Below are 13,832 nucleotides of genomic sequence, written 5' to 3'. Positions count from 1 at the left end.
ATTGTCGCTGCCCCTAAACTATCGCGCAACTGCGCGTTTTGCGCGCTGCGTTTTTCTTCAGGAGCCCCTAGATGAGCAACATGAACCACGAACGTGTCCTCAGTGTGCACCACTGGAACGACACCCTGTTCAGCTTCAAGTGCACCCGCGACCCGGGCCTGCGCTTCGAGAACGGTCAGTTCGTGATGATCGGCCTGCAGCAGGAAAGCGGCCGTCCGCTCATGCGCGCCTATTCCATCGCCTCGCCGAACTGGGAAGAGCACCTGGAGTTCTTCAGCATCAAGGTGCCGGACGGTCCGCTGACCTCCCAACTGCAGCATCTGAAAGAAGGCGACGAGATCATCATCAGCAAGAAGCCTACCGGCACGCTGGTACTCGACGACCTGAACCCAGGCAAGCATCTGTACCTGCTCAGCACCGGCACTGGCCTGGCGCCGTTCATGAGCGTCATCCAGGACCCCGAAACCTATGAGCGTTTCGAGAAGGTGATCCTGGTTCATGGTGTGCGCTACGTGAACGAAGTCGCCTACCGCGAGTTCATCACCGAGCACCTGCCGCAGAACGAGTTCTTCGGTGAGGCAGTGCGCGAGAAACTGATCTACTACCCCACCGTCACTCGCGAGCCTTTCGAGAACCAAGGGCGCCTGACCGACCTGATGCGCAGCGGCAAGCTGTTTAGCGACATCGGCCTGCCACCGATCAACCCACAGGACGACCGTGCGATGATCTGCGGTAGCCCAAGCATGCTCGACGAGACCAGCGAAGTGCTCGACAGCTTCGGCCTGAAGGTTTCGGCGCGTATGCGCGAGCCAGGCGATTACCTGATCGAACGTGCTTTCGTCGAGAAGTAAGGCGAGCGCGGCAATGAAAAAACGCAGACCTGGGTCTGCGTTTTTTTATGTCTGCGATATTTCGCTTGGCAGGTCTGGCGCCAAACCTCAGGCCTCGCGCACCACTTCCAGCACCCGGATCACATCCGGCTGCGGATACTGCCACCTGACCTGCACGTCCCAGAACTTCACGCCGTACACCCGCTCCGGTGGCGGTATCTGGTAGGCCGGGCGCGGGTCCTGTGCCAGGCACTGCTCGATCAGCGCCACCAGCGGCTCGCCCAGGCGAAGGCCATGCTCATGCGCCTGGGGCAGGGCGCTCTCGTGCCATTGCACGGCGATCGACTCGGGCGCTGTACCGGCCATCTGGTTGGTCGCGCTCGGTACACTGTCGGCATAGGGTACGTAGGGTTTGATATCCAGCACCGGGGTGCCATCGAGCAGGTCGATGCCTGACAGCAGCAGGCGCTTTGGCTCGACACCATCCAGGCGTACCACCGACTGGCCGATGCCGTTTGGGCGGTGCGTGGCGCGAGTCGCGAAAACGCCCATGCTCTTGTTGCCACCCAGGCGCGGGGGGCGCACCTTCAGCCGCGGTTTGTCCTCAAGTGCCTGGTGGAAGAGAAACAGCAGCCATACATGGCTGACCTGCTCAAGGCCTTCGACCGCATCGCCTTGGTCGAACGGTGGCAGCAGCTCCAGCACGCCACGGGCAGCGGGCGCCAGATGCGGCTGGCGCGGAATGGCGAACTTCTCCTTGAAGCAGGAGCGCACGATGCCGACCGGCGAGACCGTATGCTGCATCAGGGCTAGCCGCGCACGCGAAGGGTGAGACCCTTGAGGAAATTGCGCAGCAGCTGGTCGCCGCAAGGACGGTAGTTGTCGTGGCCGACCTTGCGGAACAAGGCGCTCAGCTCAGGCTTGGAGACCGGGAAGTTGACCGACTTGAGTACCGCGTGCAGGTCATCCTCCTTGAGTTCGAAGGCGACACGCAGTTTCTTGAGCACGGTGTTGTTGGTCACCGGGACTTCGATCGGTTGTGGCGCACGGCTTTCGTCACGGCCGCGACGGTGGATCACCAAACCATCGAGAAAGTGCGCCATGACCTTCTCGGGGCAGCGCACGAAGCCGGGCTCTTCTTCTTTCTTCACATAGCCGGCGATGGCCTCGGCGGAGACTTGCAGACCACTCAGACCAATGATTTCGGCCATCTTCTGATCGTTGGCCTTGAGCATGTAGCGCAGGCTGCGCAGTACATCGTTATGGTTCATTGACGCCAATCCTGTTCAGGTGCCGCGCGATCCTACGCGGCGGTATCGCTTAGAAACGTTCGGTGGTTGCCAAGTAGCGCCATTGGCCCTGGACCAGCTTGCCCATGGACACGCCGCCCAGGCGGATACGGCGCATGCCGAGCACCTTGAGCCCAGCGGTCTCGCACAGGTGTTCGATCTGCCCTGGCAGCGGGTTCTTCAAGACCATGCGCAGGTGCTGCTCGTTCTGCCAGCTGGCCTTAGCCTTGGGCAACTCGACCCCCTTGCGCTCCACGCCACGGGCCAGGCGCTCCAGCGCGCCAGGTTTGGCTTCGCCGCTGACCTGGACGATGTACTCCTGTTCCATGCGGCGCAGGTCGGCGTCCAGCTTGCGGGTCACCCGCCAGTCCTGGGTGAATACCTGCAAGCCGCTGCTACCTGGCAGCAGCGGGGCGATGCAGGCCTGACGGACGAAGTGGCCATGCAAGGCCCGTACACCTTCGCGGTGAGCTTCGCTGAGGCTTTCCATGGTCATGCTGGCCTGGGCGCTGGCGGTGTCTTGTCCGGGCCGTTGGTGCAATAGCAGGGTGACCGGTTCGAGGGCTTCGGCGCGGGCGCCAGGCAGCAACTCGACGCGCTGTTGGTCAACCTTGAACTGCGGCTGCTCGACCACGACGCCATCGACCGTGACCCAGCCTCCTTCGATATACAGTTCTGCCTCTCGGCGCGAGCAGCCGAGCTGTTCGATGAGGCGTTTGGACAGGCGGATGGGGTCGGACATGGACAATGTATTCGCAGGGCAGGAAAAGCACTCATTGTACCTGCCCTGGCGGGGTTGCGGCTGCAAATCGGTGTCATTCACGTCAATTCGGCAGAAGACTACGCTGTCCTCGGCAGTGGTCTCAGGAAGCGGTAGGAACACGTCGCATATGCAGCAAAGGGTAAGGCTGCCCCAGCCCATCGGTTTCCGATCGGCCCACCACCTCGAAACCTTCATGCAGATAGAAGCCCAGCGCTTGCGGGTTCTGTTCGTTGACATCCAGCCGTTCGGCATTGAGTTCAGCCACGGCATGGCGCAGCAGGCGCTGGCCGACGCCACGGCCACGGTGCTCGGGCGCGACGAACAGCATGTCGATCCGGCCATTGGCAACGCCGGCAAAGCCCAGAATGCGGCGTTTGCTGTCTTTGCAGCACACCAGCATCACGGCATCCAGATAGCGACGCAGCACGTGGTCGCGCAGCAGCAGGATGTAGGTTTCGGGCAGGAAGTCATGGGTCGCACGTACCGAGGCTTCCCAGAGCGCCACCAGTTCCGGGTAGTCGCTGTAGCGGGGGGTGTGCAATGTCAGTGGCGACTTCATCGAGGCTGGCTCCTGCGCGGCTGTGGCCCAATGAAGCAAACATAGATGCAAAAAAATACCCCGCCAGTGGCGGGGTATCTTGACCTGCGGTGCGCTTCAGAGAGGCTCGGCCCACATGTCGTATTCGTCGGCATCGACCACACGGCAGCGTACCTTGTCGCCGGGCTTGAAGCCGTGATCGCCGTCGATGAACACGCTACCGTCGATTTCCGGGGCGTCGAAGAAGCTGCGGCCTACCGAGCCTTGCTCTTCGACCTCATCGATCAGCACTTCGATCTCCTTGCCGATGCGCAGTTGCAGGCGTGCGGCGCTGATGGCCTGCTGGTGCGCCATGAAACGGTCCCAGCGCTCCTGCTTGATGTCATCGGGGACTTCTTCCAGGCCCAGGTCGTTGGCCGGAGCGCCTTCGACCGGGGAGTACTGGAAGCAGCCGACGCGGTCGAGCTGGGCTTCGGTGAGCCAGTCCAGCAGGTACTGGAAGTCTTCTTCGGTCTCGCCGGGGAAGCCGACGATGAACGTGGAGCGAATTACCAGCTCAGGGCACTGCTCGCGCCAGTTCTTGATGCGCGCCAGGGTGCGGTCTTCGAAGGCCGGGCGCTTCATTGCCTTGAGTACCTTGGGGCTGGCGTGCTGGAACGGAATGTCCAGGTACGGCAGGATCTTGCCAGCGGCCATCAACGGGATCACGTCGTCGACGTTCGGGTACGGGTAGACGTAGTGCAGGCGCACCCACGCCCCCAGGCTGCTCAGCGCCTCGCACAGTTCGAGCATGCGGGTCTTGACCGGGCGGCCGTTCCAGAAGTCGGTCTTGTACTTGACGTCCACGCCATAGGCACTGGTGTCCTGGGAGATCACCAGGATCTCCTTGACGCCGGCCTTGACCAGGCGCTCGGCTTCGCTCAGCACCTCGCCCACCGGGCGGCTGACCAGCTTGCCGCGCATCGATGGGATGATGCAGAAGCTGCAACTGTGGTTGCAGCCTTCGGAAATCTTCAGGTAGGCGTAGTGGCGCGGGGTGAGCTTGACGCCCTGCGGCGGCACCAGGTCGATCAGCGGGTTGTGGTCCTGGCGTGGCGGCACTACCTCATGCACGGCGTTGACCACTTGCTCGTACTGCTGGGGGCCGGAAACCGACAGCACGCTGGGGTGCACGTCGCGGATGTTGCCTTCCTCGACACCCATGCAGCCGGTGACGATGACCTTGCCGTTTTCCTTGATCGCTTCACCGATCACTTCCAGGGACTCGGCCTTGGCGCTGTCGATGAAGCCGCAGGTGTTGACCACCACCACGTCGGCGTCCTCGTAGGTCGGCACGACTTCATAGCCTTCCATGCGCAGCTGAGTGAGGATGCGCTCGGAATCGACCAGGGCCTTGGGGCAACCCAGGGAAACGAAGCCGACCTTCGGGGTGGCGTTGGTGGTGGACATGACTAACCTCGGTATTGAATACGGGCCGCCCGACCGTTGACGGTGGCGTGCCTGACGGGCGCTTTGGGCGCCTCTGATCAAAAAGTGCGCAATTCTAGCGAGCGCACGTGCACTTGACCAGCAGAAATACGACGAACGCTGCGCTATGCTTCGCGCCGTTGTGTCAGGGCTAAAGCGTTGTCCTGCGCGAAGGTGAATTCAATGGGCCTGCAAAGGCCGTCTGCGGGAGTGGTCGATGGTTCAGGCAAGCAGTCACGCTCAAGGCGGGCAGGAGCAGCAGCACGGTGCCGCGCGTTCGCTGGGCCTGTTGGTGGCAGCTGTTGGGGTGGTTTACGGCGATATCGGTACCAGCCCGTTGTACACCCTCAAAGAGGTGTTCACCGGGGGTTATGGGGTGCCGGTGAATCACGATGGGGTACTGGGGATCCTGTCGTTGATCTTGTGGTCGCTGCTGTGGGTTGTGTCGTTCAAGTACGTCATGTTCATCCTGCGCGCCGACAACCAGGGCGAGGGCGGGACCATGGCGCTGACGGCGCTGGCACGGCGGGCCACGGCCAACTATCCGAAGCTGCGTACGTTGATGGTCATCTGTGGATTGGTCGGCGCCTCGCTGTTCTACGGCGACAGCATGATCACCCCGGCAGTATCGGTGCTGTCGGCGGTGGAGGGGATGGGCCTGGCGTTCGAGGGCATCGACCACTGGGTTGTACCGATTTCGCTGGTGGTGCTGGTGGCGCTGTTCCTGGTGCAGAAGCATGGCACCGAGAAGATCGGCAAGCTGTTCGGCCCGGTCATGGTCACCTGGTTCGTGGTACTGGGTGCGCTGGGTGTGCATGGCATCGCGCAGAGCCCCGAGGTGCTCAAGGCGGTCAATCCGGGCTGGGCGTTGCACTTCTTCATCGTCCACCCCGGCATGGGCGTCGCCATCCTGGGGGCGGTGGTACTGGCGCTGACCGGTGCCGAAGCGCTTTACGCCGACATGGGACATTTTGGCCGTAAGCCCATTGCACGTGCCTGGTTCATCCTGGTGCTGCCGGCGCTGCTGCTCAACTACTTTGGCCAGGGCGCGATGTTGTTGCAGAACCCCGAGGCTGCGCGTAACCCGTTCTACCTGTTGGCGCCGAGTTGGGCCTTGCTGCCGCTGGTAGGCCTTGCCACCCTGGCGACGGTCATCGCCTCGCAGGCGGTGATCTCGGGGGCGTTCTCCCTGACTCGCCAGGCCATCCAGTTGGGCTACATCCCGCGCATGCAGATCCAGCATACTTCCAGCGATGAGCAGGGGCAGATCTACATCGGGGCGGTGAACTGGACGTTGATGGTCGGCGTGGTGCTGCTGGTCATTGGTTTCGAATCGTCCGGTGCGCTTGCGGCAGCCTACGGTGTCGCGGTGACTGGCACGATGCTGATGACCACCATTCTGGTGTCGGCGGTGATGCTGTTGCTGTGGAAGTGGCCGCCGCTGCTGGCGGTACCGATTTTGGTGGGCTTCCTGCTGGTCGATGGGCTGTTCTTTGCCGCGAACGTACCGAAGATCGTCCAGGGCGGGGCGTTCCCGGTACTGGCCGGTGGTGTGTTGTTCCTGTTGATGAGTACGTGGAAGCGCGGCAAGCAGATTCTGGTCGAACGCATCGACGAGGGCGCCTTGCCGCTGCCGGTGTTCATCGCCAGCATTCGCGTGCAGCCGCCGCACCGTGTCGAAGGGACAGCGGTGTTCCTCACCGCACGGGCAGACGCCGTGCCCCACGCATTGCTGCATAACATGCTGCACAACCAGGTGCTGCACAGCCAGGTGGTGTTGCTGACGGTGGTCAGCGAGGACCGGCCTCGGGTGCCGGAGCATGAGCGCTTCGAGGTTGAGGCGTATGGGGACGGGTTCTTCCGCGTGTTGCTGCACTTTGGCTTCATGGACGAGCCGGATGTGCCGGCAGCGCTCAAGTTGTGCCATCTGGATGCGTTGGACTTCAGTCCGATGCGCACGACCTATTTCCTCAGCCGTGAGACGGTGATCGCTTCGCGTTTGGAAGGTATGTCGCGCTGGCGAGGAAATCTGTTCGCGTTCCTGCTCAAGAACGCCAACGGCAACCTGCGGTTCTTCAACCTGCCGTTGAATCGGGTGATCGAGCTGGGCACCCAGGTCGAGATCTGATCGGGGTGAATGGGGCTGCCTGGCAGCCCCATTCACTGTGAGAAGGGCCGCAGAGCGGCCCTTCTCAGGTTACTTCTCGGCGACGCTGGATTTGCCTTGGCGCGTCTCGATCTCATCGATCAGGCGCTTGGCCAGCGCTGGATAGTTCTCGTCGAAGTGGTGGCCGCCTGGCAGCTTCAGCCGCTCGCCCACTGCCGTCTTGTCAGTGCAGCCGCTTTCATCGGTTTCTTCCACGCCATAGATGCACACCACCTTCGCCGCCGGCAGCTTGGCCATTTCTGGGCCAGTAGGGGCTTCTTGGCCTTCCTTGCCCAGCCAGCCTTCGACCTGGATCTCGAAACTACCGCTGCGCGCGAAGGCCAGCAGCATGACCGCGTCGATACGTTTCTGGTCTTCTTCGGGCAGGCGGTTGTAGATCGCCGGAAGCACGTCGGCGCCGAACGAGTAACCGGTCAGTACGAAGCGTTTGGTGCCCCATTTCTGGCGGTAATGCTGCATCAGTTCGGACAGGTCGGCGGCGCTTTGCTCGGGGGTCTTATGCTGCCAGTAGTAGCGCAGGGTGTCGATGCCCACCACCGGGTAGCCCAGCTTGGCCATTTCACCGGCCACGTCGCGGTCCAGGTCGCGCCAGCCGCCATCCCCGGAAAGGAACAGGGTGACGGTATCGGTGGTCTGCCCGGCCGGCACCTCGACCACCGGAATGGCCAGGGCATTGCCGTTCTGGCCGACCAAGGCCTGGGTCAACTGAGCCTTGAGTACCTGAGGCAGATGGATGTCGTAGTCGGCGATGCTGGTTTCGGCATTGGCTTGGTCACGCACGAAGGCTGCGCTGGCGTCGTCCGGGTTGTCGTTCCAGGCCACGTTCCAGTGGCCGTGCGCCGCCGACTTGGGCAGGGCGAGTTGGCAGCCAGGCTGTTCGAGGTTGAAGTCCACCGAGATGGCGCGGGCTTTGTCGTCACTCTGGCTGGCCAGCCAGCGCCAAGCTTGTGCAGCACCTGGGCCGATACCGGCAACCAGGGTCGGTTTGTCGGCCAGTTGCGCGACGGCCTGGTCCATCGTCGCCTGCTGCTGGGTGCAATCGGTGGCAGGCAAGATCACCTGCACCAGTTGGGCTTCTCCGGCCTGGCTCAGGTCGAGCAGTTGCTTGTCGCTCAGCGCCTGCTCCTGAGGCACGCCGATGGCCACCCAGGCCTTGGCGCGTACGCCAGGGGTGGCACGGGTCAGGTCGCTGCCATTGCCCAGTGTCAGGTGTTCCAGGCGTGCTTCGGGAGCTGGGCGGGTCCACAGCCAGAAGGCCGTGCCGCCGGCCAGCGCGGCCAGCAGCAGGGGAATCAGTACGTACAGCCAATAGCGTCGGATCATCAGCGTTTCACCAATCCAGTCAGGCCACCCGCGATCAGGGCAGCAGTATCGGCCAGTGCCACCAGCGGGTCGAGCCCGGCCGGTACGGCCATGTAGCGAGGTTCCCAGTCCGGCTGGAACTTGTCCTTGAAGCGCCGCAGGCCCTGGAAGTTGTAAAGCTGTTCACCGCGCTGGAACACCATCGAGCCCAAGCGCTGGGTCAAAGGCGCCCCTCGGCGCGGTTGCAGCCCGGAAAGGGGGACCATTCCGAGGCTGAAGCGGCCATAGTCGTGGCTCTTGTAGTGAAGAATCAGGCCCACCATCATGAATTCCATGGTCAGCTTCGGCGCCTCGGGGTGGGCGCGCATTAGGTCCAGGCTGGCCAACTCGTTGCTGTGGGTCTCCAGCAGGTTGGCAAAGGCCACCGGCCGGCCCTGGAAGCGGATCAGGGCGATACGGAAGTGCTGCAGGTACTCGGGGCTGAAGCGACCGAGGGAGAAACCTTTCTCGCGCACGTTCTTGCCGGTCAGCCAAGCGTCGGAAATCTCCTTGAGTTCGGCCAGTGGGGCGTGGCCGGGTTCGTGGATTTCCAGGCTCAGACCGTCGCGACCACCCCGGTTCCAGGTGTAGCGCAGGTCCTTCATCTCCTTGCCTTTGGCCTCTATATCGAAGCGACGCAAGTCGACACGCGCTTCTTCACCGAGCTTGATCGCGGTCAGGCCGATGTCCATGTAGAACGGCAGGTTCTCCGCGCGCACCTGATAGAACACCGGGCGAGCATGGTGCAGGTCGCACAGGTCGCGGAACTGCCAGATCATCTCGGCGCGCTCCTGTGCCGGGCCGATCGGGTCATACAGTGCCACCAGGCTACGGCCGCGCCGGGCATACATGAGGAATGCGTTATCGTTGGGGTGGAACAGCAGCGCCTTGTCGCCGGTCAAGGCCAGGCCACCGTCGGGTTGGTCGGAGGCTAGCAGGATACGGTTGGCCCGTTGCAGCTCGTCGTCTGTGGGGAGGTGAATCACGGGGCGGGCGGTGCGCAGCAGCCAGGTCAGGGCGACGATCACCAGCAGCACGGCGCTGCCCAGTGCGGCGCGCAGGCCGCGGGGGGCGTCGGCATCAAGGGTGAATTGCCACCAGAGTTTGTGGGTGTAGGGCACGTCCTGGTAGGCGAACAGCAAAAGCCAGACCGATGCCCCGACCACACAGGCACTGGCGACCAGGTAGACCGGTGAGAACGGCAACTCCAGCAGGCGACTGGGGCGGTAGAACGAGCGGCGGAACAACGCCAGCAGGGCGGCTGTGAAGCACATCAGGGTCGCTTCTTCCCAGTCGAACCCCTTGAGCAGCGACAGCACAGCACCCACCAGCAGCAATACGGTGGTCAGCAGCCAGGCGGCTGATAGGCGTCGCCGCAGTCCTTGGGCCAGCAAAAGGCAGAGCACGCCAATCAGGCTGGCGCCAAAGTGCGAGGCATCGATCAACCGATGCGGTATCAGAAAGCCCATATGTTCCAGGCGGCTGTCGATCTCGGGTGTGGCGCCGGAGAACAGCAGTACTACACCGGACAGGAAGACCAGGATCGCCAATACCGGTGCAGCCAGCCCTGAGGCGGCGCGCAGGGCTTGTTGGGCGAATAGCAGGCGACGAGCCTCGTTGGCCAGCAGCAGGACGCAGGCCAGCAGCAGCGGTAGCACTACGTAGATCAGTCGGTACAGCAGCAGGGCTGCGGCCAAGGGGGCTGCGCCTAGCTGATTGGCGAACGCCGCCAGCAGGATCGCCTCGAATACACCGACCCCGCCGGGCACATGGCTCAACACGCCAGCGGCCAGTGCCAGCAGGTAGACCAGCACGAAGGCGCCGAACGGTGGAGCCTCGGGCAGCAGCATGTAGAGCACCGTGGCGGCAGCCGCCACGTCCAGTGCGGTGATCAGCAGTTGCAGTGCGGCCAGGCGCCCGCCAGGCAGGCGTAGGGTGCGCCGACCGAACTGCACCAGCAGACTGTCCTTGAGCGGTTGTTCCGGCAGGCGGCGACGGTGCAGGCCAATCACCAGGGCTACGCTCGCCACCAGCACCGCGACGGCGATACCACCGAGCAGGGGCGCCGGTAAGCGCAACGCAGTGGCGGCCGAGGGCAGATCGCTGAGGGTGGCCAGTGCTGCCAAGGGCGGGAGCGCGCAGCCCAGGGACAGGCTGGCGAACACGGTCATGCGTGCGACTTCGGCAGCCCCCAGCCCTTGGCGGGCGTACAGGCGATAGCGCACCGAGCCACCCGAGAGCATCGACAGGCCAATGGCATTGCCGATGGCGAAGGCGCTGAAGCCGCCCAATAGCAAGGTCCGCGTGGGCAGTTGCACCGCAGCGTAGCGGGTGGCTGACCATTCATAGCCGAGCAGGATCACGAACCCGACGACGCTGGCCAACAGCGCGCCAAGCAAGGACTTGGCCGGCACACTGAGCATGGCGTCGTGCAGGGCATAGATGTCCAGTTCGCTCAACAGGTGGCGACAGGCGATCAGACCCATGGCAAACAGCAGCAAGGTCACGGCCAAGCCCAGCGGTTGACGGTACTTGCTCAGGCGCTCCAGCCAGGGCAGGTGCTGGGCAGCCGTAGGCAATGCCGCTGTGAGCGGGGTCTGGGTTTCGGGAGTAGGGGCAGTCATGGTGTGCCTCGAGCGATCAGCGCGAGGAAGAGGCAAGGTACGGCCAAGTGAAAATCCCTTTGGAAAAACGTGTCCAGATATTACTCCGGGGCGCGTAGTTAATCTGTTTCAGGATAGTTAAACATAGTTCATTCAGCCATCGAGCCAAGGTATGGCACAGAGAAGGGAAGCGTTTTGCCGAAGCTGAATGCAACAAACCCCGCCATCTTTCGATAAGCGGGGTTCGTTCTGACGAATATGGTTGCGGGAGCCGGATTTGAACCGACGACCTTCGGGTTATGAGCCCGACGAGCTACCAGGCTGCTCCATCCCGCGTCAGTGGTGCGCATTTTACGGATTCCGAGCAGGGTGTCAAGCGTTAATGCTTGATTTCCCATAAGAATTTTTCAGCGACTATTTCTTGGTAATAAAAAAGGCCACTGTCGAAACAGTGGCCTTTTCTTTAATCTGGTTGCGGGAGCCGGATTTGAACCGACGACCTTCGGGTTATGAGCCCGACGAGCTACCAGGCTGCTCCATCCCGCGCCTGTGGAACTGAATTCTACGGATTTGCGTGCCTGTGTCAAGCATTCAGTCAAAAAAACCTTTTTTGTTCAATCTCTTAGCGCTTTCAAACGGTACGCGGCTCAGTGCTGGCGGGGCTTACAGGCCGATTCTCGTGGATGGACTGTCGTGCCCACGGGGCATGGGGTAGTATCTGTATGAATTTACAGTAGTGGCTGTCGTCCATGTCTCTGCGCAAGATCATCCACATTGATTGTGACTGTTTTTACGCCGCCATCGAGATGCGTGACGACCCGCGCCTGGTTGGCCGTCCGATGGCCGTGGGTGGGCAGCCGGGTCAGCGTGGGGTTATCGCCACCTGCAATTATGAGGCGCGCGCCTACGGTGTGCGTTCGGCGATGGCTTCGGGGCATGCGCTGAAACTGTGCCCTGACCTTGAGATCGTCAAGCCGCGTTTCGATGCTTATAAAGAGGCCTCGCGCGAGATCCACGCGATTTTTCGCGATTACACCGAACTGATCGAGCCGTTGTCGTTGGACGAGGCGTACCTGGACGTCTCAGACAGCACCTGGTTTGCCGGCAGTGCCACGCGGATCGCCGAAGATATTCGCCGGCGGGTCGCACGTCAGTTGCACATTACCGTGTCGGCCGGAGTAGCGCCGAACAAATTCCTGGCCAAGATCGCCAGTGACTGGCGCAAGCCCAATGGCCTGTTCGTGATTACCCCTGATCAGGTCGAAGCGTTCGTGGCCGCTTTGCCTGTCGCGCGCCTGCACGGGGTAGGCAAGGTGACGGCGGAGAAGCTCTCTCGGCTGGGGATCGATACATGCTTGTCACTGCGCGATTGGTCGCGCTTGGCGCTGGTGCGCGAGTTCGGCAGTTTCGGCGAGCGGTTGTGGGGGCTGGCGCGTGGGATCGATGAGCGTGCGGTGCACAACGACAGCCGGCGTCAGTCAGTGAGCGTGGAGAATACCTATGATCAGGACCTGCCGGATCTGTCCAGTTGTCTGGAGAAGCTGCCGGATCTGCTAGCCAGTCTGAACGAGCGGATTGCACGAATGGACAGCAGCTACCGCCCGGAGAAACCGTTCGTGAAGGTGAAGTTCCATGATTTCAGCCAGACCACGTTGGAACAGTCTGGCGCTGGGCGTGACCTGGAAAGTTACCGGCAGTTGCTTGGCCAGGCATTTGCCCGTGGTAACAAGCCTGTGCGGCTGTTGGGCGTTGGGGTGAGATTGCGCGACTTGCGCGGTGCGCATGAGCAGTTGGAACTGTTCGAGGGGATCTAGCGGTGATGGCCGGCAAACCCGCTCCGACAGGAGCGGGGCTGCACGGTTTACTGCGCGCCAGGGTCGGCGACCAGCCGGCCGGTCGCCCTGGTCAGGCTTTTTACGAACTCCTGCTGCAGTTCCGGGTCGTTCCGGGTCAGCTCGATCAAGCTTTGTTCCAGCTCGCTGGCTTCTTCTTCAAGACCCAGCTCCGACAAGCGCTTGACCCGATGAACCCACTGGCTGACATCGTCGTCTTCGAGGTCGTCGAAGATCAGTTCGTGAGCTTCGAGCAGCTTGCCGCGCAGGCTGCCGCTGACCAACAGGCTGGCATCGCCACGCACCCCGTTGTCCTCGTCGGCGACGTGCAGGTGCAGTGTGCCGACATGGTTGAGGTTCTGCTCGGAGAATGGGCTATCGAGCAGGTTCAGGCGCAGCACGCCGTTCTTGTCGGTGGTCAGCTCGTGGGTCATCTTGCCGGCTTTGACTTCGACCAGTCGCTCATTCCAGGGCAGGCTGATGAACTCTTCGCGCTTGCCTTTCTCGACCTCGCTGATACCCGCCAGGTTCTGTTGTGCGCGTCCGTTGGACTGTACGTTCATGAACGGATTGATCCCGGCTACGCCGTAGCTGAGCCAGTCGTGGGTGACGCTGTCGGGCAGATTGCCCAAGGCGAATACGTTGACCACGTTGGCGCCGATGCCGGCGACCACCGCCACTGCGCCCAGCGGAATCTCGTAGATTTCGCGCCAAGGTTGGTAGGGGGTGTAACGGTCATAGTGGCGGGTCACTTCGAACTCGGTGACTTCGAAGCGCTTCTGCTCGTGGATACGCACGCGTCGTTGCGGCAGCTCCATCACCTTCGGCTCGCCGACGTCGATCTGCAGGGTGTGTTCGAGCAGCTTGCGCTCGACGCGCTCCTCATGGTCACTGCGCTGGGACATCTGGTTGGCGCAGCCGCTCAGGAGCAGGGCGCCGCACAAGGCGGCCCCCCCGAGAGTGTGGGTACTTCGCTTTGACATGATCACTCGCGTAACGGGT

Annotated in this window: 11 protein-coding genes and 2 tRNA genes; 3 read left to right on the top strand and 10 right to left on the bottom strand. The window is 62.4% G+C overall.

Translation table 11 applies throughout. The features are described from left to right. Window positions 1-71: 71 nt before the first annotated feature. Window positions 72-851, top strand: a complete 780-nt coding sequence (gene fpr, locus FEM01_RS06525; protein ID WP_138218473.1) for a ferredoxin-NADP reductase — start codon at window positions 72-74, stop codon at window positions 849-851. A gap of 87 nt (window positions 852-938) precedes the next feature. Here fpr and tsaA read toward each other — a convergent pair whose 3' ends face one another. From tsaA to rimO, 5 genes are all read right to left on the bottom strand, one after another. Beyond that, entirely contained in the window at window positions 939-1,634 is a 696-nt protein-coding gene (gene tsaA, locus FEM01_RS06520) for a tRNA (N6-threonylcarbamoyladenosine(37)-N6)-methyltransferase TrmO (protein WP_138218472.1), read from the bottom strand. Window positions 1,635-1,639: 5 nt separating this feature from the next. Further along, entirely contained in the window at window positions 1,640-2,101 is a 462-nt protein-coding gene (locus FEM01_RS06515; RefSeq protein ID WP_138218471.1) for a DUF1456 family protein, read from the bottom strand. A gap of 49 nt (window positions 2,102-2,150) precedes the next feature. Then, window positions 2,151-2,861: an rRNA pseudouridine synthase gene (locus tag FEM01_RS06510; protein WP_138218470.1), complete on the bottom strand. Its 711-nt coding sequence runs from the start codon at window positions 2,859-2,861 to the stop codon at window positions 2,151-2,153. A gap of 121 nt (window positions 2,862-2,982) precedes the next feature. Next, complete coding sequence (locus FEM01_RS06505) at window positions 2,983-3,441, bottom strand: GNAT family N-acetyltransferase (protein ID WP_138218469.1); 459 nt, start codon at window positions 3,439-3,441, stop codon at window positions 2,983-2,985. Between the two features lie 96 nt (window positions 3,442-3,537). Beyond that, the gene (rimO, locus tag FEM01_RS06500; protein WP_138218468.1) at window positions 3,538-4,869 is read right to left on the bottom strand and encodes a 30S ribosomal protein S12 methylthiotransferase RimO; all 1,332 of its coding nucleotides are present in this window, start codon (window positions 4,867-4,869) and stop codon (window positions 3,538-3,540) included. Window positions 4,870-5,104: 235 nt separating this feature from the next. Here rimO and FEM01_RS06495 point away from each other — a divergent pair, with 235 nt between their 5' ends. Then, window positions 5,105-7,015 carry a potassium transporter Kup gene (locus FEM01_RS06495; protein ID WP_138218467.1) on the top strand — a complete coding sequence of 637 codons (1,911 nt, stop codon included), beginning with the start codon at window positions 5,105-5,107 and terminating at the stop codon, window positions 7,013-7,015. 69 nt (window positions 7,016-7,084) lie between these two features. Here FEM01_RS06495 and FEM01_RS06490 read toward each other — a convergent pair whose 3' ends face one another. The 4 genes from FEM01_RS06490 to FEM01_RS06475 all read right to left on the bottom strand — a co-directional run bounded on the left by FEM01_RS06490 (window position 7,085) and on the right by FEM01_RS06475 (window position 11,544). Beyond that, a complete protein-coding gene (locus tag FEM01_RS06490; protein WP_138218466.1) occupies window positions 7,085-8,377 on the bottom strand; it encodes a virulence factor family protein in 1,293 nt (430 codons plus the stop codon). Continuing rightward, complete coding sequence (gene mprF / locus FEM01_RS06485; protein ID WP_138218465.1) at window positions 8,377-11,019, bottom strand: bifunctional lysylphosphatidylglycerol flippase/synthetase MprF; 2,643 nt, start codon at window positions 11,017-11,019, stop codon at window positions 8,377-8,379. Before mprF ends, FEM01_RS06490 begins: the two co-directional genes overlap by 1 nt. A 238-nt stretch (window positions 11,020-11,257) precedes the next feature. Continuing rightward, window positions 11,258-11,334 (bottom strand) — tRNA-Met (locus FEM01_RS06480). 133 nt (window positions 11,335-11,467) lie between these two features. Continuing rightward, window positions 11,468-11,544, bottom strand: a tRNA-Met gene (locus FEM01_RS06475). A 209-nt stretch (window positions 11,545-11,753) separates the two neighbouring features. Here FEM01_RS06475 and dinB point away from each other — a divergent pair. Beyond that, entirely contained in the window at window positions 11,754-12,812 is a 1,059-nt protein-coding gene (dinB, locus tag FEM01_RS06470) for a DNA polymerase IV (protein WP_171030925.1), read from the top strand. A gap of 47 nt (window positions 12,813-12,859) precedes the next feature. Here the strand turns inward: dinB and FEM01_RS06465 are convergent, their stop codons facing one another. Continuing rightward, window positions 12,860-13,813, bottom strand: coding sequence for a hypothetical protein (locus FEM01_RS06465; protein WP_138218463.1), 954 nt, complete (start codon window positions 13,811-13,813; stop codon window positions 12,860-12,862). Between the last annotated feature and the right edge of the window lie 19 nt (window positions 13,814-13,832).

The organism is Pseudomonas mosselii, from assembly GCF_005796105.1.
Classification (GTDB): domain Bacteria; phylum Pseudomonadota; class Gammaproteobacteria; order Pseudomonadales; family Pseudomonadaceae; genus Aquipseudomonas; species Aquipseudomonas mosselii_C.
The sequence above is the reverse complement of the archived record's forward strand: the minus strand, read 5'-3'. Positions and strand labels throughout refer to the sequence as shown.